The 21,111-nt window shown below is 30.9% G+C and carries 21 protein-coding genes; 6 read left to right on the top strand and 15 right to left on the bottom strand.

Translation table 11 applies throughout. The features are described from left to right. Positions 1 to 2: 2 nt before the first annotated feature. The 6 genes from N5D46_RS04630 to N5D46_RS04605 all read right to left on the bottom strand — a co-directional run bounded on the left by N5D46_RS04630 (position 3) and on the right by N5D46_RS04605 (position 5,724). A complete protein-coding gene (locus N5D46_RS04630; RefSeq protein ID WP_115001117.1) occupies positions 3 to 866 on the bottom strand; it encodes an acyl-CoA thioesterase II in 864 nt (287 codons plus the stop codon). Positions 867 to 874: 8 nt separating this feature from the next. Further along, complete coding sequence (locus tag N5D46_RS04625) at positions 875 to 1,840, bottom strand: nitronate monooxygenase family protein (RefSeq protein ID WP_280049291.1); 966 nt, start codon at positions 1,838 to 1,840, stop codon at positions 875 to 877. 321 nt (positions 1,841 to 2,161) lie between these two features. After that, positions 2,162 to 2,758, bottom strand: a complete 597-nt coding sequence (locus N5D46_RS04620) for a sigma-70 family RNA polymerase sigma factor (protein ID WP_125349251.1) — start codon at positions 2,756 to 2,758, stop codon at positions 2,162 to 2,164. Between the two features lie 220 nt (positions 2,759 to 2,978). Continuing rightward, the gene (gene gap / locus N5D46_RS04615) at positions 2,979 to 3,983 is read right to left on the bottom strand and encodes a type I glyceraldehyde-3-phosphate dehydrogenase (RefSeq protein WP_280049290.1); all 1,005 of its coding nucleotides are present in this window, start codon (positions 3,981 to 3,983) and stop codon (positions 2,979 to 2,981) included. 31 nt (positions 3,984 to 4,014) lie between these two features. After that, positions 4,015 to 4,998, bottom strand: a complete 984-nt coding sequence (pfkA, locus tag N5D46_RS04610) for a 6-phosphofructokinase (protein WP_280049289.1) — start codon at positions 4,996 to 4,998, stop codon at positions 4,015 to 4,017. A gap of 72 nt (positions 4,999 to 5,070) precedes the next feature. Then, positions 5,071 to 5,724, bottom strand: a complete 654-nt coding sequence (locus N5D46_RS04605; protein WP_115000016.1) for a DUF4294 domain-containing protein — start codon at positions 5,722 to 5,724, stop codon at positions 5,071 to 5,073. Positions 5,725 to 5,785: 61 nt separating this feature from the next. Here N5D46_RS04605 and N5D46_RS04600 point away from each other — a divergent pair, with 61 nt between their 5' ends. Both N5D46_RS04600 and N5D46_RS04595 read left to right on the top strand, forming a co-directional pair. Further along, the gene (locus tag N5D46_RS04600; RefSeq protein WP_115001110.1) at positions 5,786 to 6,877 is read left to right on the top strand and encodes a M42 family metallopeptidase; all 1,092 of its coding nucleotides are present in this window, start codon (positions 5,786 to 5,788) and stop codon (positions 6,875 to 6,877) included. Positions 6,878 to 7,194: 317 nt separating this feature from the next. Next, positions 7,195 to 7,611 carry an OsmC family protein gene (locus N5D46_RS04595; RefSeq protein ID WP_115001108.1) on the top strand — a complete coding sequence of 139 codons (417 nt, stop codon included), beginning with the start codon at positions 7,195 to 7,197 and terminating at the stop codon, positions 7,609 to 7,611. 61 nt (positions 7,612 to 7,672) lie between these two features. Here N5D46_RS04595 and N5D46_RS04590 read toward each other — a convergent pair whose 3' ends face one another. From N5D46_RS04590 to N5D46_RS04580, 3 genes are all read right to left on the bottom strand, one after another. After that, positions 7,673 to 8,218, bottom strand: a complete 546-nt coding sequence (locus N5D46_RS04590; RefSeq protein WP_280049288.1) for an NAD(P)H-dependent oxidoreductase — start codon at positions 8,216 to 8,218, stop codon at positions 7,673 to 7,675. 90 nt (positions 8,219 to 8,308) lie between these two features. After that, entirely contained in the window at positions 8,309 to 8,836 is a 528-nt protein-coding gene (locus N5D46_RS04585; protein ID WP_115001105.1) for an NAD(P)H-dependent oxidoreductase, read from the bottom strand. Between the two features lie 15 nt (positions 8,837 to 8,851). Beyond that, positions 8,852 to 9,664 (bottom strand): AraC family transcriptional regulator, encoded by an 813-nt coding sequence (locus tag N5D46_RS04580; RefSeq protein WP_038336064.1) that lies wholly within the window; start codon positions 9,662 to 9,664, stop codon positions 8,852 to 8,854. A 161-nt stretch (positions 9,665 to 9,825) separates the two neighbouring features. On the opposite strand from N5D46_RS04580, the gene N5D46_RS04575 reads away from it, so the two are divergent. The 4 genes from N5D46_RS04575 to N5D46_RS04560 all read left to right on the top strand — a co-directional run bounded on the left by N5D46_RS04575 (position 9,826) and on the right by N5D46_RS04560 (position 15,852). Next, complete coding sequence (locus N5D46_RS04575) at positions 9,826 to 11,157, top strand: TolC family protein (protein ID WP_280049287.1); 1,332 nt, start codon at positions 9,826 to 9,828, stop codon at positions 11,155 to 11,157. Positions 11,158 to 11,159: 2 nt separating this feature from the next. Next, positions 11,160 to 12,206: an HlyD family secretion protein gene (locus N5D46_RS04570; protein WP_219034486.1), complete on the top strand. Its 1,047-nt coding sequence runs from the start codon at positions 11,160 to 11,162 to the stop codon at positions 12,204 to 12,206. 4 nt (positions 12,207 to 12,210) lie between these two features. Then, positions 12,211 to 13,773, top strand: coding sequence for a hypothetical protein (locus N5D46_RS04565; protein ID WP_280049286.1), 1,563 nt, complete (start codon positions 12,211 to 12,213; stop codon positions 13,771 to 13,773). Positions 13,774 to 14,265: 492 nt separating this feature from the next. Beyond that, complete coding sequence (locus tag N5D46_RS04560; protein WP_280049285.1) at positions 14,266 to 15,852, top strand: hypothetical protein; 1,587 nt, start codon at positions 14,266 to 14,268, stop codon at positions 15,850 to 15,852. Here the strand turns inward: N5D46_RS04560 and N5D46_RS04555 are convergent. The 6 genes from N5D46_RS04555 to N5D46_RS04530 all read right to left on the bottom strand — a co-directional run bounded on the left by N5D46_RS04555 (position 15,846) and on the right by N5D46_RS04530 (position 21,087). After that, positions 15,846 to 16,109, bottom strand: coding sequence for a hypothetical protein (locus N5D46_RS04555; protein ID WP_115001096.1), 264 nt, complete (start codon positions 16,107 to 16,109; stop codon positions 15,846 to 15,848). The genes N5D46_RS04560 and N5D46_RS04555 overlap by 7 nt on opposite strands. A 101-nt stretch (positions 16,110 to 16,210) precedes the next feature. Then, a complete protein-coding gene (locus N5D46_RS04550) occupies positions 16,211 to 16,915 on the bottom strand; it encodes a formyltransferase family protein (protein WP_115001095.1) in 705 nt (234 codons plus the stop codon). Positions 16,916 to 16,917: 2 nt separating this feature from the next. After that, positions 16,918 to 17,772, bottom strand: coding sequence for a BadF/BadG/BcrA/BcrD ATPase family protein (locus tag N5D46_RS04545; protein ID WP_181816317.1), 855 nt, complete (start codon positions 17,770 to 17,772; stop codon positions 16,918 to 16,920). A 99-nt stretch (positions 17,773 to 17,871) separates the two neighbouring features. Next, positions 17,872 to 18,324, bottom strand: a complete 453-nt coding sequence (locus tag N5D46_RS04540) for a DUF4625 domain-containing protein (protein WP_115001091.1) — start codon at positions 18,322 to 18,324, stop codon at positions 17,872 to 17,874. Positions 18,325 to 18,377: 53 nt separating this feature from the next. Beyond that, positions 18,378 to 18,695, bottom strand: a complete 318-nt coding sequence (locus N5D46_RS04535) for a hypothetical protein (RefSeq protein ID WP_038337229.1) — start codon at positions 18,693 to 18,695, stop codon at positions 18,378 to 18,380. A 7-nt stretch (positions 18,696 to 18,702) separates the two neighbouring features. Next, positions 18,703 to 21,087: a TonB-dependent receptor gene (locus N5D46_RS04530; RefSeq protein WP_038337227.1), complete on the bottom strand. Its 2,385-nt coding sequence runs from the start codon at positions 21,085 to 21,087 to the stop codon at positions 18,703 to 18,705. Positions 21,088 to 21,111 lie beyond the last annotated feature (24 nt).

Below are 21,111 nucleotides of genomic sequence, written 5' to 3'. Positions count from 1 at the left end.
ATTTATTTTGTTTTTGGTCGAATTAAACCTTCTTGAGCAACACTACAAATTAGCTCACCTGATCTGTTAAATAGTTCTCCTTTTGTAAACCCTCTTGTATCCATTGTACTTGGGCAATCTACGCTCACTAAAATCCAATCTTGTAAATTTGGAGTTCTGTGAAACCAAATGGAGTGATCTAAACTTGCCATTTGAGTGTTACCAAAATGAGCCTTAGAAGCATGAGGTTTTAACGCTGTAGATAATAAATTATAATCAGAGCTGTAAGCGATTAACTGATGAACAACTTGCAAGGGTAAGTTTTCTGGCGCATCATTAAAATTCATCCAAACATTGCTATAACTTTCATAATCTTTTTTTTCTGCAAGGTTTAATGTTTCGACAGGTTTAAAATCTATTGGTCTATCGGCCATTATAAATTGCTTAGTAGCTTTTGGTAAAAAATCTCCGAACATTTCTGCAATTTGTCTCCAGCTGATTAATTCTTCTGGTTGTTTTACATCTGGAATTTCTTCTTGATGCTCGTAACCTTCTTGCTTTAATTGAAAAGAACATGCCATTACAAAAATAGCTTCGTTATTTTGTTTTGCTGTTACTACTCTTGTACTGAAACTTCCTCCATCTCTTAAAATAGCAACTTCATAATAGATTGGTTCGTCTAATTGACCAGCTAAAATGAAATATGAATGTAATGAATGACAAAATCTGTCTGTGTCTACTGTTTGGTATGCAGCATTTAATGCTTGTGCTACAACTTGTCCTCCAAAAACATGAGGACTTCCCATAAAAGAACTTTTTCCTTCGAATAGATTATTTTCTAACTTTTTGAGAGAAATTAATTCGATGAGTTCTTGTGTTGTTTTCATTATTAAATTTAAAATTTCAAATTATTTAATTTCTGCACATTTTGTTCTAATGCACATTTATATTCATTTTTCATTCGATAGACTAATTCTTCGGTTGAAATAATATCATGAATTCCAGAAACTCCGTGTCCAGCAGACCAAATGTCTTTCCATGCTTTATGTCCATCGCCTCCAATTAATTTCGAAAAATCTTCTTCTTTTTTTTCGTCTAAATCAATTCCAGAATGTATAATACTTGGTTTCAAGAAATTTGCATTTACACCAGAAATTCCATCTGTATAAATCACATCTTCGAAAGTAGAATCGACTAACATTGTTTTATAATCTTGATTCGCAGAGGCTTCTTTTGTCGCGATAAAACGAGTTCCGATGTATGCAAAATCAGCACCCATATTTTCAGCTGCTAAGATATCGTTTCCGTTGTTCATCGCACCTGCTAAAATTAAACAACCATCGTAAAAAGTGCGAATATCATCAATCAAAGCAAAAGGATTAGCCGTACCAGCATGTCCACCAGCACCAGAAGCTACAGCAATAATTCCATCTACACCAGCTTCAGCAGCTTTTTCCGCATGACGTTTTTTGATCACATCATGAAAAACCAAACCTCCATAACTATGAACTGCATCTACAACTTGTTTTACAGCACCAAGCGACGTAATAATAAGCGGTACTCTATATTTTGCACATAAAGCTAAATCACCTTCGAGACGAGGGTTTGTTTTGTTAACGATTAAATTCACTCCAAATGGAGCTGCTTTTTTACCTGTTTCATCTTCAAATTGTTTTAATTGAGAAGTGATATCAATTAACATTTGTTCGAAATCTTCGGCTGTTCTTCCATTCAAAGAAGGGAAAGTTCCACATACACCATTTTTACATGCTTCTACAACTAATTCAGTTCGAGAAACAAGAAACATAGGTGAAGTGATTAAAGGTAAATCTAAACTATTTTTAAATTCTTGTAGGGTCATACTAAAATTTTTTTGATGTGGTATAGGATGCAATATAGTTATAAATTGAGTTATGATTTTCAGAAAAGATTAATTTATTTGCATAAAAAAATCCTGAAATGTTTAATATTTTCAGGATTTTTTATTTGATAAAAGCAGTGTTCGATTAATTTAAATTTAGGATTATTATTTCCTTCACGTTATTTAATTTCAATGCTGAAATTGATTTTGAAAACATTAATAATTTTTCAATCGTTGATTGTTTTGGTTTAAATTTTTCTGAGTAAAATTCAATCATAAAACTTATTTATCATAAAAACGCTAAATAGATAAGTTTATTTTTTAATCGATTGTTAAAATAATGTTATTATTTTCGATGACTTTTCTCAAGTTGATAATAGCATAGCGCATTCTTCCCAATGCAGTATTAATACTGACATTTGTTTCTTCCGCAATTTCTTTGAAACTTAATTCTTTAAAAATTCTTAATTCTAAAACTTCTCTTTGATCACTTGGTAATAAAGTAACCAGGTATCTTAAATCATTTTCGATTTGATTTTTTATGATTTTGGATTCAGAACATTCATCAGAGTTTCCAATAAAATCGAAGATGTTATAATCATCATCATATTTACCAACAGTCTCTCTAATTGCTGGCATTTTTTTAACGTTACGGAAATAGTCAATTGTTAAATTATGAGCAATGCGCATTAACCAAGGCAAAAATTTACCTTCTTCATTATATCCACCACTTTTTAGTGTAAGAATAACTTTGATGAAAGTGTCTTGGAAAATATCTTCAGTGACATCTTTGTCTAAAACTTTTGAGAAAATGAAACTATATATTCTACTTTTATACTTTTCTATTAAAATTTCTAAAGCGTATTCATTACCATCAATATATTCTTTGATAAGTAACGAGTCTTCTTCGTAATTCATAAGGTAGATTATTTGGTTTAGTAAAGTAGATTTTTTTATCTATAGGCTTCTTGTTTTTTTAATAAGTGATTCAAATATAAACAAAGTTTACATCTAAATAACAGAATTAACATAAAAAGTCTTAAAAAAAAATAAAATTTTCTTAAAATTTTAGAAGTCTAAACCAAAAAAGGCCATTCACTTATTGAGAACAGCCTTTTTGTTAATTATTAATTAAGAATTAAATCTTTGCGATGTGTTGAACTAAATCAACTACTTTGTTAGAGTAACCAATTTCGTTATCATACCAAGCAACTAACTTAACGAAAGTAGGGTTTAGCATGATACCAGCTTCTGCATCGAAAATAGATGTTCTTGTATCACCTACGAAATCTTGAGAAACAACAGCATCTTCTGTGTATCCTACAATTCCTTTCAAATCTCCTTTAGCAGCTTCGCGCATTACTTTTTTGATTTCGTCGTAGTTTGTTTCTTTTGCTAATTTAACTGTTAAATCAACTACAGAGACATCAACAGTTGGTACACGGAAAGACATTCCTGTTAATTTTCCGTTCAATTCTGGAATTACTTTTCCAACTGCTTTCGCAGCTCCAGTAGATGAAGGAATGATGTTTACCATTGCACTACGTCCACCTCTCCAATCTTTCATTGATGGTCCGTCAACTGTTTTTTGAGTTGCAGTAGTTGCGTGAACTGTTGTCATTAAAGCTTCCACAATTCCGAAATTTTCGTGAATTACTTTTGCTAATGGTGCTAAACAGTTTGTTGTACAAGAAGCATTAGAAACGATAGTGTCTTCTGCTGTTACAGATTCGTGGTTAACACCCATTACAAACATAGGGGTATCATCTTTAGAAGGACCTGTTAAAACAACTTTTTTTGCTCCAGCTTCAATGTGTTTTCCTGCAGTTTCTTTTGTTAAGAATAAACCTGTTGCTTCGATTACGATATCAGCTCCAACTTCGTCCCATTTCAAGTTCGCTGGGTCTCTTTCAGCTGTAACGCGAATTGTTTGTCCATTAACAATTAAGTTTCCGTTTTCTACTTTAACTTCTCCGTTAAATTTTCCGTGAACTGAATCATACTTTAGCATATAAGCTAAATAATCAACGTCTACTAAATCGTTAATACCTACGATTTCAATATCGTTTCTCTCAATAGCAACCCCGAAAACAAGGCTACCAATTCTTCCGAATCCGTTGATTCCAATTTTAATTTTTGACATAGTATATATAATTTCCCTTTATATTAAATGTTTAAATCGCTAAAATATTAGCTACTTTGATCAACTCTTCGTCAATCTCATTGTGTTTTTTGATGGCTTCATCAATGGCTGTAAATACAACTTTATTAGAACGAATACCAGCCATAAGATTTGTTTTACCTTCTAGTAAACCTTCGACAGCAGCAATTCCTAAACGACTTGCTAAAACACGATCGTGACAAGATGGAGAACCACCACGTTGTATGTGTCCTAAAACTGTTACACGAATATCATATTCTGGATGACGATTTTGTACTTGTTTTGCTAATTCAAAAACTCCACCTAACTTTTCACCTTCTGCAACTACAACTATACTTGATTTTTTTCCAGATTTTTCTGAACGTTCTAAAGAAGAACATAATTCTTCGACGCTATCACGTTGTTCTGGAATCAAAATATCTTGTGCACCTGAAGCAATTCCACTATTTAAAGCAATAAAACCTGCATCACGTCCCATAACTTCTACAAAAAATACACGATCATGTGAAGTTGCTGTATCTCTTAATTTATCAATTGCATCAATGACAGTATTCAAAGCTGTATCGTATCCAATTGTAAAATCTGTTCCAAAAATATCATTGTCAATTGTTCCCGGAATTCCAATAAATGGAACACCAAACTCTTGATGAAAGATATTTGCTCCTGTAAAAGAACCATCTCCACCAATTACAACTAAAGCATCAATGTTATTTTGTTTTAGATGATTGTATGCTTTTTGACGACCTTCTGCAGTTTTGAATTCTAATGAACGAGCTGTTTTAAGAATTGTACCACCTTGATTGATAATGTTTTTTACCGAACGAGGTCCAAGTTCAATCATATCATTGTTAATCAAACCTTCGTAACCTTGACGGATTCCTACTGATTTGATATCGTAGTACTTACATGCTCTTACAACGGCACGTAAGGCCGCATTCATTCCAGGCGCATCACCTCCAGAGGTTAATACACCAATTCTTTTTATATTGTTTCCCACGTTTTTCCCTTTATTAAATCAAATATAATAAAAAATCAGAATATTATTATAATTGGTAGTATGAAAGATAAATTAATCTTCGTCGACAGGTTTTAACGTTCCGTCTGCAAAATCTCGTTGAAGAATAACCGCAATATACAAATCTTCTCGTGTTCGCTTCGGATCATAAGTTTGTTTCAGATCAATATTAAATGCGCCACTTGCTGCTTGATAAAGAAAAGCATTCAATCCGCCGCGTAATTCTTTTATAATATCATATGTTGTTTTATCGGTTTCTTTGTAGATTAATTTAGTAAGAATTTGTCCACGAGAACTAGACATATTTTTTAATTGATTTTCAAATTGATCAGCCAAATCCTTTTGACGAGATTTAATAAAACGTTTTTTGTCTCGTCTTTTATCCATAGTTTGAATCGTATCCGATACATAATTATATTCTCTAACAGCAGTTCTCACATAAGGCCAAACATCGCGAACGCGCTTTCTTAGCCATAAATAATATTTTTTTTCTAAATCAGTTTTTAAATGAACCGAATAACTATTCATTTCATTAAGATGTATTGTGTCTAAAGGATTAAACGCAAATTCATCTAAATTAATTGAATCATTTTTAATTTCTTGAGAAGGATTTTTTCCCCCTAAATCTAACCCAAAAATTTGAGCATTAACATTAGATAATCCAATAAAAGTAAGTAGTACAGTTATATGATAGATATAAAATTTCATATCAGAATTAGTTCAAAAATTGTTCCTAAAATTAGTACATTTGTTAGATAAATAAACTAAAATGAGTACAAATAATTTGTTTGATCAACAATCTTTGGATTTTTTGACAAAATATTTAAATACAGCTTCACCTACAGGTTTTGAAAGTGAAGGACAAAAAGTTTGGATGGATTACATAGAACCATACGTAGATGAGGTAAAAACAGATAATTATGGATCTGCTTATGGTGTAATAAATCCTGAAGCGAAGTATAAAGTTGTGATTGAAGCCCATGCTGATGAGATTTCTTGGTTTGTGAATTATATTTCTGATGACGGATTGATTTATGTGATTCGTAACGGAGGATCAGATCATATGATTGCGCCTTCTAAAGTGGTTAACATTCATACCAAAAAAGGAATTGTAAAAGGTGTTTTTGGTTGGCCAGCTATTCATTTGCGTCAAGCAGGAAAAGACGAAGCGCCGACTCCAGATAAAATTTGGATTGATACAGGTTGTACATCGAAAGAGGAAGTTTTAGAACTTGGAATTCATGTTGGTTGTGTGATTACTTATCCTGATGAATTTTTTACGTTGAATGACCGTTATTTTGTTTGTCGTGCGATAGACAATAGAATGGGAGGATTTATGATTGCTGAGGTTGCGCGTAAATTGGCTGAAAATAAAGATCAATTAGATTTTGGTTTATACGTTGTAAATGCGGTTCAGGAAGAAGTAGGATTGCGTGGTGCGGAAATGATTACACAAACAATTAAACCAAATGTTGCAATTATTACGGACGTTACACACGATACTACAACTCCAATGATTACAAAATCGAAAGAAGGTGAGCAAAAATGTGGTGATGGTCCAGTTGTTTATTATGCGCCAGCGGTGCAAAATAATGTGCGCGAATTAATTATTGATGCAGCTGAGAAAAACAATATTCCTTTTCAGCGTGCGGCAAGTTCTCGTGTAACAGGAACGGATACAGATGCTTTTGCATATAGTAATGGAGGTGTTCCGTCTGCTTTAATTTCGTTGCCGTTGCGTTATATGCACACAACTGTTGAAATGGTTCATCAAGCTGATGTAAAAAATGTCATCGAGTTGATTTACGAATCAGTAAAAACAATTAAAAACGAACAAAGTTTTAAATATCATACCGTTTAAATTATAAAGTGATAAAAAAATATAAAGGCTGTCTCACGACAGCCTTTGTTGCTATTTTGTGTTTCGATCTACTTCAAAAATTCCCAAAACATTGTTATTTGTATCTAAAAAAAATATCCTTGCCAAGACATTCCAGGAATAGCAAATTTAGGCATGCTATTATTCCTCCGTTTTCAAGTATTTTTTGAGCAGTTTCATCAAAATTTTCTATAATTGAATTTAAATTTAGCTAAAATTTATTCAGAAAATCATTATTCAATCAAATATTAGAATAAATCTTTAGAGAATGATTATTTTTATACTTTAAAAGAAATAAGATGAAAGTTGAATTAAATAGAGTAAATCAGGCTTCTCACTATGAAGCGACTGCGTCAAGTTCTTCGGTAAAAGTAAATATTGATGGACCTGAATCGATTGGAGGAGAAGGAAAAGGAGTTCGCCCAATGGAGTTGGTTTTGATTGCTTTGGGAAGTTGTAGTGTTTTTGATTTGAATGAAATTTTGAAAAAACAACGTCAAGAAATTGAAGATATTAAAGTTGAGGTTGAAGGTCAGCGTCGAGATGAAATTCCAAATATTTTTACAAATATTCACATCAAATTTTTCTTAAAAGGAAATGTTGATTTAGATAAAGCAAATAAGGCTGCTGAATTAGCGGTTAAGAAGTATTGTAGTGTACATGATATGCTTGCAAATGGAGGAATTGATATCACCTACGAGATAAATGTGAATTAAATTGATAACAAAAAAAAGGTCTTTCGTTCGAAAGACCTTTTTTCAATACATACATTTTCAATTAAGCTTCAACAGCAGTTAAAGCATCTTGAAAGATATTAACTTGCGCTAATACTTTATTTTTTAATTCTTCATTTACAATTTCACTATTTCGGAAATTATCGTTGAAAGATGGGAAAGTCGTGCTTGCTACAATTTCTCCGCTTGCAAACATTCCAAAATATTTTGTTGCAACTTCCATTACATTTCCTCCACCATAAGCACCTGGAGATGTACTTAATAACAACAATTTTTTATCTTTCAAATATGGCATTTCGATACGAGAAACCCAATCCAAAATATTTTTTAATGCAACAGAAAAGTTTCCATTATGTTCTGCCAAAGAAATTACAACACCTTCTGCATCTTTGATTTTATTGTAAAAATCCTGCGCTTCTTGTGGAAATCCATTTTCTAATTGACGGTCAATAGAATAGATAGGCATCTCGAAATCATTGATGTCAACTAAATCGATTTCTGCATTTTCGATTTGATTTAAAGTATAATTTAATAATTCTTTATTGATTGATTTTTTGCTGTTACTACCAGCAAAAGCTAAAATTTTCATATTCTTATTGAGTATTTTCATTTTTGATGAAGCAAAGTTATTGCAAGCAACCATAAATTTTATTGACCTATGTTAGGAAAAGATAAAAACTTATATTTTTTTTCTAAATTCATCAATTTTAAGAATCAATTCTCTGTTTAATTCTTCATTAGTGATTTTACCTTCTGCAAAATTTTCGTTGAATTTAGGCAAAGAGAAATCGACTAAAATGTCACCTCCTAATTTTGTAATTAATTTAGAACCTATTTCTAAAGAGTTTTTTGCTCCATAACCACCAGGAGATGTACTCATAACGAAGACCTTTTTTCCTTCAAGAAATTTATAATTAATTCTTGAGCACCAATCCATATAGCTTTTAAAAACTGCTGTAATGCAAGCATTATGTTCTGCTAATGAAATAAGCAAAATATCAGAATCAACAAGTTTTTGATAAAATCGTTTTACTTCATCAGAAAAACCTTGTTCTTTTTCTATATCAATATCAAAAGTAGGGATATCAAAGTCATCTAAATCTAAAATCTCAATTTGATCTTTGTTTAATAAAGAAGAAGCATAAGTTACGAGTTGTTTATTGATAGAAGTAGAGCTGTTACTTCCGGCAAAAGCTTTAATAATCATAGTTTTTATCTTAAGTTATTGTTTTTTTGTGTGTAATAATTGCGCATATTCTGTTGGTCGAATTCCTGAAACTTTCTGAAAAATATTACTGAAAGATGACAACGAATTATAACCAACTAACATTGCGATTTCGTACATATTGTATTTATTTTCAGCAATCAATTCCAATGATTTTGTGATACGTAATGCGCGTAAAAATCGAACATAATTAATTCCCATATTATCTTTGAATTTTCGAGATAATGTTCGCGTGCTCAAACCAAATTGTTGCGCAACTTCATCTATTGTATAGTTTTTCTCGATATTTTTCATCAGAAATCGAGCAATATCAATCAGTTTCTGATCTTTTGGAAATGGATGCTGAATAAAAGCAGGTAATTTGTTCGATTCCATTTCGGGTAGAATAGATCGTATGGCTTTTACAAAATCATATTTTGCAGGATCTTTTTCCGAAATTGATCCACTCCAATTTTTGGTGTACAAAATCATTTCCCTTAACAACTCATTCGTGTAATAAATATTTGTAATCGAATAAAAATCGTTTTCTTCTTTTTCGGTCTTGAAATAAAAGTTATACAAATCGCCTGTTTTACTATTCGTTAAGATAGAATGTGGCGTATTTGCAGGAATCCACATAAAACAACGCGCAGGCAAATACCAATGTTTGTCGTTTACAAAAACATGTACAATTCCGCCTTCTGCATATAATAATTGTGCTTTTTTGTGTTCATGTACGCGCGTTCCTATCGTATCTAAATGTGCATGTTGTATGTAAAAATGGACTTTAGATTTGTCAACTTCGTTAAAAAAAAACTGATCAAACAACATTGTTTTATACTTTTATAAAGTGAAATATTTTTGCTTTTGCAAATTACTTTATTTTGGCGTAAATGAGCAAATTATTTTCTTTTTTTATCAAGAGGGTAAAGGTGTTTTGAATGTAACTTTGCATCACTAAAAATCAATAACAGACTTATAAATAATACAAAATGATATTTAAATTCGTTAAATATCAGTTGCTTACATTGTTGTTAATGCTGAGTGGGTTGAGTTATGCTCAAAATGAAATAGACTATAACCAACTGAAATTAAGCAAAGCAATTGAAATTGGACTTCAAAATAATAAAAAATTACAAATTAGCGCTTTAAAAACTAATATTGCTGAATTAAAAGAGAAAGATCTTAAAAATGAGAAATTGCCAGATGTAGACTTTCATACTGGTTTTCATGTTTTGAGTAATTTACGCCAATATGAAGACGGTTTTCTAAAACCTTCTACAAAATATGCTGTTCCTCGAGTGAAATACGATTTTACACTTTCGGCAGAAATTCCAATTTATTTAGGTGGTAAATTAAAAAATGATGAGAAAAAATCTGAAATAGAAACTAATATTTCGAAACTGCAAGTTCGAAAAGATGAACGAGAATTGAGAATGCAAATCATCACAGCTTATTTACAAGCGTTGCATTTGCAAGAACAACAAAAGTTAATTTCAGATAAAATGAGAGAAGATTCGGTTGTGATTAAACAAACAGAATCCTTGAAAAAAAATGGTTTGGTAACCTACAACGAAGTCTTGAGAACAGAATTGCAATTGTCAAATCATAAAATGTCTTTTACAGAATTGGCGAATGAAATTTCGATTATTGAACATCAAATCAAAACAATTTTAGCCTTACCAGAAAATCAAGAAATGCATATTGACACCAATGATTTGTTTACAAATGAAGAGCATTTGGGTTTGGTTGATGAAATGATTTTGGAAGCAATAGATCAAAGTGAAAGCTTGAAAATTGCGAAAGATGATTTGAATTTGAAAGAAATTGATAAGAAAATTACCAAAGCTAATACATTACCAAAAATAACTGCTGGAGCGGAATATGGATATAATTATCCAAACTTTATGTTTTTTCCACCAGAAGAATATTTGTACAGATTTGGTTCTGTTGGTGTAAATGTTTCGATTCCGTTGAGTAATTTTTTCAAGAATAAACAAAAAATGCAAATCGCAGATCGTAACATTTCAATTGCAAAATTAGAAATAGAAGAGCAAGAAGAACAAATTCGACATGATGTTTTTGCAGCGAATAAACGATTAGAAGAATCGATCGATAAAATAAAAATTGCGGAAGATGCAATTGGTCAAGCCAAAGAAAATTATCGAATTGTTAGAACAAAATACATCAACAAATTGAGTTTGATTACAGAACTTATCGATGCGGATAACGCTTATTTAGAAGCTCAATCGAATTTGATTTCATTGCAAATTAACAAACAATTAAAATACTATCAATTACAATACATTTTAGGAAACTTATAAAAATGGGAAAACAACAGACAAAAGGAGAAAAACGAATGAATAGAACGCTTTCTGCGATTGCTTGGATTTTTATTATCATAGGAATCACTGCAGTAGCTTGGTTTTATTTCTTTTCGAGTTCACATGTCAATACAAATGACGCGCAAGTGCGACAATATATTACGCCAGTTTCGAGTAAAGTTTCTGGTTTTATCAAAAAAGTAAATTTCGAAGAAAATCAATTTGTACACAAAGGTGATACGCTTGTTGTGATTGACAATAGAGAATTTCAGAACCAGATTGATATTGCAGAAGCAAATTTAGAATCGACTTCGCAATCTGTTTTAACATATGAAAAAGCGGTAGATACAAAATCAAGTGATGTTAATATTGTGAATGCAAATATAGAAGCTGCTAAAATAGAGGTTTGGAGAACGGAAAAAGATTATAATCGTTTCAAAAATTTAGTACAAGAAGATGCTGCAACTGTGCAACAATTTGAAGAAGTTGAAGCAAAATATAAACAAGCAAAAGCAAGTTTGAGTGCTTTGGAACAACAACGTAATGCAGTAAATGTTAGTGCGTCTGCAGAACAAACAAAAGTTGCGCCTGCAAAAACTCAAATTTTACAACGAAAAGCCCAATTGAATGATGCCAAACTTACTCTCTCATATACCTATGTTGTGGCGCCTTATGATGGTTGGGTTGGAACAAAAAATATTCAAGAAGGTCAGTTAATAAAAGAAGGACAAGCCTTAGTACAAGTGGTTTCGAAAGAGAAATGGATTGTTGCAAATTTTAAAGAAACGCAAATTGGAGAAATCGATTTGGATCAACCTGTTATTATAAAAGCTGATGCTTACAAAAACATTGAGTTTGAAGGAAAAATTGAATCACTTTCGCCAGCTTCTGGGTCTGAGTTTGCTTTGATAAAACCTGATAATGCAACAGGGAACTTCGTGAAAATTGAACAACGTTTTCCTGTAAAAATAATTCTGAAAGAGTCTAAAAACAACGAAAAATTACGTACCGGAATGAATGTAAATGTTTCCGCAGAAAAAGTAAATTAAATAAATGTCACAACAAAATTCAATATTCAATAAATGGGTTCCGCAAAAATTGGTTGTGCCAATTTTTATCCTTGCGCTATTTCCTCACTTGATGATTTTGACGATATTCAACATGAATAGTACGTTTACAGCATCATTTTTGGATTTGGAGGTCGATGATTTGCAGTTCCTTTTTTCGATGGCGTATGCCACTATTGTTTGTGGCTTATTTATTCACGTTCGATTTTTTCACTTTTTCAATATCAGAAGTTATTTGCTAACAATGACCATGCTCAACATTTTGGTATTGTTTGGAATGACATTGACGACAAATACAGAATTGATTTTGATTCTGCGTTTCATTCAAGGACCTTTATCGCTTTTCGAAGGTTGTATTTTGTTACCAATCATTATGTCGAATATTAAAAGTGAACATTCAAAATTGATTGCTTATTCGTTTTTGTATGGCGTAATGTTAACAGGTGATAAATTTACGACTTCTATCGTGAAGTTTGCGATTGAGAATTATAACCACAATATGATGGTGTATACGATTATGAGTTTTCATGTTGTAGCATTAATTATTTATGTATTTTTCTTTAATCACAACAGAATGTTTCCTAAAAAACCGTTGTATCAATTAAATTTAGGAGGAATTTTCTTGATGATTATTTCCCTAATTTCTGGTGCGTTTTTCTTGATTTATGGGAAAAAATATTATTGGTTCGAATCGCCAATTATTATCACAGCATTTGCATCAACACTCGTTTTTAGTGGCTTATTTTTATTGCATCAAAAAACAGCCAAACGACCTTTGTTTCATTTTGAGATTTTCAGATCAGAACGTGTCATTTTAGGAATATTAATGTTTTTTGTTTTCTATACTTTGCGTGCTGGGATGAGTAATATTTACCAAGTCATGTCAACAGTTTGGAAATGGCAATGGGAATATGTGTTGCAGATTCAATATTTTAATGTGGCAGGTTCCATCATTGGTATTGTATTTTCATTTTTCATGGTTAAAAATAAAGTTGATTTTAGAAAAATATTTTTTCTTGGATTTGTACTTTTAGCCATGAGCATGTTGTGGTTTAGTTACTTGTTTTATCCAGATACAAAAGTCGAGGCAATAGCGCCAACGCTAATGTTAGAAGGAATTGCGCAAGGTGTTATTTTTACGCCATTAGTGTTGTATATTACAGGTTCTGTACATCCTTCTATTACTGGTAGTGCGGCACAAGCTGGTACGGCGATTCGTTTTTGGACGACAACAATTGGTTTTTCGTTAATGCAAAATGCAATTTTATATTTGACGACTAAACATCAATTTTTGATGACCAAAAATTTAGACAAAACGAGTCCGATTTTCCAACAAGAATGGAATAATTTGTTCAATAAAAATATTGCGAATCATCTTCCAAACGAAGCAGAAAGTATTACTGCTGCAGCTTTAAAAGCAAAATTGTACAACCAAGCTTTGTTGGTTAGTAATATTGAGATTTTCCGAACATTGTTTGTTGTGGGAATTATCGCAGCGGTTTTTGTAATTCTTTATCAACCGATAAAAAATAGACTTTTACATCGTTAAAATAATTTTTATATATTACTTTTTATTTAATTGACGTATTTGATTTAATAGAATCAAGTACGTTTTTTTATGACAAATTTTTAAAAATGAATGTTTTATCTAAATTATCCCGTAAAAAGGTGATATTTTAAAGTTTTTTAAATTTAAAAATGGCGTAAATGAACAAATTATATTCTCAAATAATCAACTTGTTTTTCTGAGACAGCACTTACTTTTGCCATCAAAATAAATCAAACGAAAAATAATTAATGTTTAAAAAAATGTAAATTGTATTTCATTGATTTTAAATTTGTTATAGTTTTATAAAAATGAATCATCGTATTTTAACGATTTATTATTCAGAATCACATTTTAGCCTTTTGACTTTTCTCAGGCAGCTTCCTTTTTTTACTTTTTAGGTAAGATAATCACGAAATCAATAAAATATTTTTAATTAGACAAACTTTCGAATGAATGTTTTGAACTTGATTGTAAAATTGAATAAATAACTCAATGCACAATCAACATCCCATTTTCAAGAAATGGATACCAGAAAAATTGGTGCTTCCAATTCTCATTGCCGCGTTGATTCCGCATGTGATGATTCTCTCACTTTTCAATATGAATAGTACATTTACAGCTTCATTTCTTGATGTTGATGTAGACGATTTACAATTCATTTTTTCTTTGGCTTACGCAACAATTGTTTGTGGACTTTTTATTAACGAACGGCTTTTTCAGTTCTTTAATATTCGTTCCTATTTATTGTTTATGACGATTATCAATATTGTATTAATGTTACTGATTTCGTTGACAACAAATACGCAATTGATTTATTTGCTTCGTGTGATACAAGGAACAACATCTTATCTCGAAGGTTGTATTATTGTTCCGCTAATTATGTCGCGTATAAAAGGCGAATATGGACGATTATTAGGAAATACGTTTTTATATGGATTTATGATGACGGCTGATAAATACACGACCTCTATTGTAAAATTTGCCATCGAAAATTATAATTTCAATATGGTGATTTATACGGTCATCTTTTTTCATGTTTTATCATTATTGATTTACGTATTTCTTTTTAGTCATGGTAGATTGTATCCCAAAAAACCTTTGTATCAGTTGAATTTGGCTGGTTATTTTTTGATGATGTTGTCATTAATAGCAGGAGCTTTTTTATTGATTTATGGTAAAAGATATTATTGGTTCGAATCGCTTTATATCGTTATTGCGTTTGCTGCAATGTTTATTTTTTCAGGCTTATTTATTTTGCAACAATTAACGTCTAAAAAACCGATTTTTCATTTCGAGATTCTTCGTTCCGAAAGAGTTATTGTAGGTATGTTGTTGTTTTTTACATTTTATATTTTCAAATCGAGTATGAGTAACATTTATCAAGTTATGAATGTTGTTTGGAAATGGAATTGGGAGTTTGTTTTGCAAATACAATATTATAATTGTGCCGGAATTTATATCGGAGCATTGTTTGCTTATTACATCATTACACAATTTCAAACGCAATATAAGTATGTGTTTTTTGGAGGTTTTTTTTGTTTAACGTTTGCTATGTTGTGGTTTAGTTACATTTTGGTTCCAGATACTCGTCCGAATGCAGTTATTCCGCCATTGTTGATGGAAGGAATGGGACAAGGAATGTTGTTTGCGCCAATTTTGCAATATATGGTATGTTCTGTACATGCTAATTTTTCTATGAATACCATGCAAGCAGCAGTTGCAATGCGTTATTGGTCGTCGACAATTAGTTTTTCGATTATGCAAAATGCAATTCTTTTCTTGACGACTAAACATCAATTTTTGATGACGAAAAATTTAGATATTACCAATACGATTTTTCAAGAACAATGGAATAATCTATTCAATAAACACAATACAACTCATTTAGTAAATGAATCTATCAGTTTGACAGCAAGTAATCTGAAATCTCAATTGTATAACCAAGCCTTGTTGATTGCAGATATTCAAATTTTTAGAACTTTATTTTATTTCGGAATTGTAATGATGGTTTTTATTATGATTTATAATCCAATCAAAAATGTTTTACATCTTAGGAAAAAGAGAAAAGAAACTCATTGATTCGCTTTTTTTCTGGTATTGATTTCTGCATTTATTTTCGCTAAACCTGTTATAAGAGGAATAAAAGTTACAGAACATGATAATAAAATAACGAATGTTACATTGATATCATATTTGTTTGTCATCTTCAGAATTAATAAAACGATTGCAATGAGTAATAAAGGAATTTGAATGCTAAGATTAAGTTTATTAACTTTTTTTCTTTTATCATTTAATTCTTCTAATGTTAATTCGCTCAAAGGTTTTTCTTTGTTCATCTTAATTGTTTTATTAAAGATAGTAAAATCAAATTAAAAAATAGATTCAACAAAAAAGCTAACCAATTCGGTTAGCTTTTTAATTTTTTTCTAAAAAATATTTAATCCCTTTTATATTTTTCTTTGTAAGTATCAAATGCTTGCATCAAATTTTCTTCGATAGCTTTTGGCATTCTGCGCGTCGCTTCAAATTCATTTGATGAAAGTGATTTGAATTCTGAAAGTGTTGGTATTAATTCAATCGAATTAACTAACATTTCAATTTCTGTTTCATATTGACGATTAGCCAAAGAATGAAACGTATCATTCCCGTAAACAGGAACATATTGTTGTTCAATCAAAAAACCAGCATCGGCTTCTGTGTCTACAAAATGAGTTGTAACACCAATTTCGACTCCTTTTGTGATTGCCCATTTTAATGAATCTAAACCTCTTGTCAAAGGTAAAAAACCTGGGTGTGTATTGATAATTTTATGATTTTCAACCAATTCATCTGGTAATAATCCTGCACCTGCAATAATTACATATTCAGCTTTATAATCGTTTAATTGATTATTCAACGTTTCAGCAGTTGTTAAATCAAAATTATAACCAAAACTATTACAGTAATCATCTAAATTTACTTGAATCGCTTTACTTGGACGATGTTGATAAATTGGTTTGAACGGATTTTCTCTTTGTACAAAAGGCAATGCAAATATTTTTACATTTTGATAACCTTTAGCTTTTAATCCGTGTAAAACATCTTGTGTTTTGCGATGAGGAGTATTGTAAGAAATTACTGCTATTTTTGGTTGAGTTGCCATGATTATTTAATCAAATATTTTTTGTGATAATCAACAACATTATCAATTGGTTTTCTAATAATATGACCAACTGTTAAGTGATATTCTGCCGCAACTGAACGAATAACATCTTCGTAAATATGAGCAATCGAACCAATGAAATTTAATTCAGAATGACGAGCTTCTTCGTAAGGCATAATTTGATATTCGATAAAAGAAGACATTGCATCATAAATAATTTTCTGAATAAATGGATCATTTTTATGTTCGACAACAAATTTATTGAAAGAGGCTAAATAAGTATTTGCAAATTTATTTTGGTACACATTTTTATTTAACTCATTTACAGATAATTTATAATAATCATCAAAAGCTTTTGCTAAATGTGGAGGCATTTTTTTTGTATAAAAAGCGCGTAATACACGTTTTCCTAGGTCATTTCCAGAACCTTCGTCTCCTAAAATATAAGCTAAAGATTTTGTTTCTTCGCGCATTGTTGTTCCATCGAAATAACAAGAATTAGAACCTGTTCCTAAGATACAAACCATTGCAGGTTTTCCCATGTAAGTGGCATAACAAGCGGCTAATAAATCATGGTCTATTACAAATTCAGCATTTGTAAAGAAGTTTTGTAAACCTTCTTTAACAACAGCATGCATTGTTTCGCTGGAAGTTCCAGCACCATAAAAAAAGATTTTTGCGAAATCATTTGCAACAGGTGCAAAATCTTCATTTTTTTGTAATTCAGTCGTAATATCTTCTGCTGTTACAAAATACGGATTAAATCCAATTGTACTTGTTCTAAAAACTTCATTAAGGTCGCTATCTAAAATTACCCAATCCGTTTTAGTAGAACCACTATCTGCTATTGCAATCATTTTTTTGTTTTGATATAATTGAAGAGTGCTAAAATAGTATTCTTTTAACAATGCACATAAAAAAACGCCCGAAATTTCGGACGTTTTCAAATTTTTTTTTTAGTGATCATGGTCGTAATCTTCACCTACAACGATTTCGATAAAAGATTGCGTTTGATTTCCAGCGCGATCAATTAAGAATAATCCTAAGTGATAATGTCCTTCCGTAATTCCTTCTGTAGGAATATTTACTTTATGACTTAATGTGTGCTCAGTTTTTCCTGCTGGAATAGCTTCTTCTGCATCATACGTCCAATTAACATTTGCTGTTCTGTGTTGATGACCATCTTCTGCGGAATGAATTTCAATTTTTACCGTTCCCAATTCTACATTGTCTTTCAAAATAGCATCAATTGAGATGGTTTCGCCTAAATGAAATTCATCGTGGTCTTTAGGTGCAATCAAATTAATTTCAGGTTTTGTTGTATCTAATGAAGAATCATCTGATGAACAAGATGTAATGAATAATGCTGATAATGTTATAAATGAATAGTTTAAAATTGAATTTTTCATTGTTTTATTTTTTTTGAATTGAATATTATTTTTTTAAGATTTTGGTTGATTTATTAATAAACAAAATCCTGAGGCGGACCTCGTGTAAAATGATATTCAATTGTAGAATGTTTAATTTTTTCTACTTGTTCAAAACTTTCTTTACTGTAAAATTCTTCGTTCGGTTTTGATTCTATTTTTGGTTCATCATGCGTGTCAATAAAGACAGAGTAATAGGTGAAATGATTACATTGATGATGAATAATTTCTTTCTTTTGATTCGAAAAATCTTGTGAATGATCGATTAAAGAAAAATGTAATTGATTAAAAGTTGGAATCGAAAAAAGAATAATACTAAAGAAAAGTCCAAAAATAGGATGTTTCTTTTTCATGTATCAACTATTTTCCGAACGGAATTCCTAACATAATTTGTATGTTTCGAGCTTGTTCTGGTAATTGCAATGCACGATAAAAACTGGTGTGATTGTAATAGTTTTTATTGAATAAATTAGAAACCTGAACACTTAAATTTGCACTAAAATTATTGAATTTAAGTTTCGTTTTTCCTCCAATTCCAACCAAGAAATAACTTGGAGTGATATCTTCATTTTGTGCAATTTTATCTTGCTCAAATGTATATTTTCCATTTGCAAAAAAGCTCAAACCTTCTAAAAATGCAATATTTTGATTGATTTTATAATTAATTTGTCCAAATAAATTATTTGCAGGAGTGAAAGGAAGATAATTTCCGAATTTTTTATTTTCCGTAATTTGTCGATTGTATAAATATTCGTACACAAGATTTGCATCAAAATTTTCGTTGATTTTCTTACGAACTTCAAATTCAAAACCAGTCAACAAAGCTTTGCTTTGTGTATATTGATAAATTTGTCCACCATGAGGAAGAATCGAAAATTGTCCCGAAGGTTTTAAGAAAATATAATTGCTGAAATAATATAAATACGGACTTAGCGAAATATTCCAATCATTTTTGTGAAAAACAGATTTGAAATCTACAGCAATTCCTTTTTCTATATCAAGATTTTCGTCACCTCGTTCATGTCTAAAACTACCGTGATGAATTCCGTTAGAACCCAATTCTATAGCGGTTGGTAAACGGAAATTTGTTCCAACATTCAAGTTGAAATCCCATAAATCATTTGGTTGAAAAGTTGCACCAATCATTCCGTTTAAATTACTGAAACTACGATCGATTGATTTGCTACGATTTGCATAATAATCTGCAATGCCTTCAGAATTACCTTTTTCAATCAAATAATTGTAAAGAAATTCATCAAAATAACCTTCCGATTTGAACGTCGAATAATCGTAACGTAAACCAGCAGTTACTTTCCAACGATTTCCTTTTTTGAATTCTTCAATCAAAAATCCGCTAAAAATATTTCGGTCATATTTTGGTAATAAATAATTGTAACCGGCAATATTATTGGCTTGTAATTGCGCTTGTGCGCCAATTATTGTTTTGAAATTTTTGCTATGATTATGTTCAAATTTTAATTGAGAATCATACGTTGATAAATTAAAATCTAATTCTAAATCAGGATTTTTTGTTGGAACTGGTTGATTTGCATAATGTGTGTGAAATGAACTAACTTCTTGTCGACGATTGTTTTGATAACTTGCTAAAAATTTTAAAACGTCTTTTGAATTTAAACGAAATTCATTTTCGGAAATTACTTTAAAATGATTCACTTTTTGATAAGGAAATTCGATATTTCTATAATTTCCATCATCTTGAAGTCTATCTACAGAAGGAATTCCGTGTGAACCAGGAAAGAAACCGATTTTCTGATTAACGTTAGAAACCGTTAAAATTGAACGAAATTTCTCACCAATATAACCTGTTTGTATTTCAGCATTCAAATCTTGTCCAGCCGTATTTTTTACACGTTTATTGTAAATTGGTAAATAGCGATTCAGGTAATAAATGCGATCGGTAGTCGTTCTGTAGTCTGCATAATCAGAATAAGAACCTTTTATTTTATAGAAAAAATGATCGTTACGAGATTTCAAATTAAATCCAATTCCGTAATTATCATTTATTGATTGATATAAAGTTTTTGCTTCTCCAGAAAGTGAATGTTTCGCTGGTAAATTGTTATTGTTAATCTTGATAACTCCAGCAATAGCTTCATTTCCGTACTCCAAAGCCGCAGGCCCTTTTATCACTTCGACATCTTCAACATTTAGCGCATCAATCTCCAAACCATGATCGGCTCCCCATTGTTGTCCTTCTTGTTTTACACCATTTTCAGCAACAATTAATCGATTGAAACCAAGTCCACGAATAATTGGTTTTGAAGCTGATGATCCAATTCCAGAAGCATTAACACCTGCAATATTTTCAAGTGATTTGGCTAATGATCCTGCATAGTTTTCTTGAATATAAGATTGATCGACACGATCTACATTAGCTGTTGAAAAATCGTGATGATGCCCTAAAACAGTAACTTCATCTAAATTATATGCTTTGTGAAAAGTAAGTGTAAAAACAAATTTTTGTTGAGAATCAAACGTAATATTTTGAGAAAAAGGTTCGTAACCTTGCTCATCAATTTGAACTTGATAATTTCCTTTGTTTAAATTCTCAATTCTAAATTTTCCTTCGGCATTTGTGTGATATTCTTCGTTGTTGAAGTATACAGTTGCGAAAGGAATTGGTTTTTGATTTTTATCTATAATTTGACCTTCGAAAATGTTTTGTGCAAACACAGTTCCGCACAATAATGTAGCCGCAATACTACATTTTATGTTGATTGACATAAATACAATAATTTAATAACGTTA

The organism is Empedobacter sp. GD03865, from assembly GCF_029840775.1.
Taxonomy (GTDB): Bacteria; Bacteroidota; Bacteroidia; order Flavobacteriales; family Weeksellaceae; genus Empedobacter; species Empedobacter falsenii_B.
This window is presented reverse-complemented; position numbering and strand designations above follow the sequence as displayed.

Excerpts from the sequence above, each read along its gene's own strand:
- N5D46_RS04540 (WP_115001091.1), bottom strand. The coding sequence starts at position 18,324 with ATGAAAAATTCAATTTTAAACTATTCATTTATAACATTATCAGCATTA.
- N5D46_RS04550 (WP_115001095.1), bottom strand. The coding sequence starts at position 16,915 with ATGGCAACTCAACCAAAAATAGCAGTAATTTCTTACAATACTCCTCAT.
- N5D46_RS04585 (WP_115001105.1), bottom strand. The coding sequence starts at position 8,836 with ATGATTATTAAAGCTTTTGCCGGAAGTAACAGCTCTACTTCTATCAAT.
- N5D46_RS04630 (WP_115001117.1), bottom strand. The coding sequence starts at position 866 with ATGAAAACAACACAAGAACTCATCGAATTAATTTCTCTCAAAAAGTTA.
- N5D46_RS04530 (WP_038337227.1), bottom strand. The coding sequence starts at position 21,087 with ATGTCAATCAACATAAAATGTAGTATTGCGGCTACATTATTGTGCGGA.
- gap (WP_280049290.1), bottom strand. The coding sequence starts at position 3,983 with ATGTCAAAAATTAAAATTGGAATCAACGGATTCGGAAGAATTGGTAGC.
- N5D46_RS04535 (WP_038337229.1), bottom strand. The coding sequence starts at position 18,695 with ATGAAAAAGAAACATCCTATTTTTGGACTTTTCTTTAGTATTATTCTT.
- N5D46_RS04555 (WP_115001096.1), bottom strand. The coding sequence starts at position 16,109 with ATGAACAAAGAAAAACCTTTGAGCGAATTAACATTAGAAGAATTAAAT.
- N5D46_RS04625 (WP_280049291.1), bottom strand. The coding sequence starts at position 1,840 with ATGACCCTACAAGAATTTAAAAATAGTTTAGATTTACCTTTAATCACT.
- N5D46_RS04600 (WP_115001110.1), top strand. The coding sequence starts at position 5,786 with ATGAGTACAAATAATTTGTTTGATCAACAATCTTTGGATTTTTTGACA.
- N5D46_RS04560 (WP_280049285.1), top strand. The coding sequence starts at position 14,266 with ATGCACAATCAACATCCCATTTTCAAGAAATGGATACCAGAAAAATTG.
- N5D46_RS04565 (WP_280049286.1), top strand. The coding sequence starts at position 12,211 with ATGTCACAACAAAATTCAATATTCAATAAATGGGTTCCGCAAAAATTG.
- N5D46_RS04580 (WP_038336064.1), bottom strand. The coding sequence starts at position 9,664 with ATGTTGTTTGATCAGTTTTTTTTTAACGAAGTTGACAAATCTAAAGTC.
- N5D46_RS04575 (WP_280049287.1), top strand. The coding sequence starts at position 9,826 with ATGATATTTAAATTCGTTAAATATCAGTTGCTTACATTGTTGTTAATG.
- N5D46_RS04595 (WP_115001108.1), top strand. The coding sequence starts at position 7,195 with ATGAAAGTTGAATTAAATAGAGTAAATCAGGCTTCTCACTATGAAGCG.
- N5D46_RS04570 (WP_219034486.1), top strand. The coding sequence starts at position 11,160 with ATGGGAAAACAACAGACAAAAGGAGAAAAACGAATGAATAGAACGCTT.
- N5D46_RS04605 (WP_115000016.1), bottom strand. The coding sequence starts at position 5,724 with ATGAAATTTTATATCTATCATATAACTGTACTACTTACTTTTATTGGA.
- N5D46_RS04620 (WP_125349251.1), bottom strand. The coding sequence starts at position 2,758 with ATGAATTACGAAGAAGACTCGTTACTTATCAAAGAATATATTGATGGT.
- N5D46_RS04590 (WP_280049288.1), bottom strand. The coding sequence starts at position 8,218 with ATGAAAATTTTAGCTTTTGCTGGTAGTAACAGCAAAAAATCAATCAAT.
- N5D46_RS04545 (WP_181816317.1), bottom strand. The coding sequence starts at position 17,772 with ATGATTGCAATAGCAGATAGTGGTTCTACTAAAACGGATTGGGTAATT.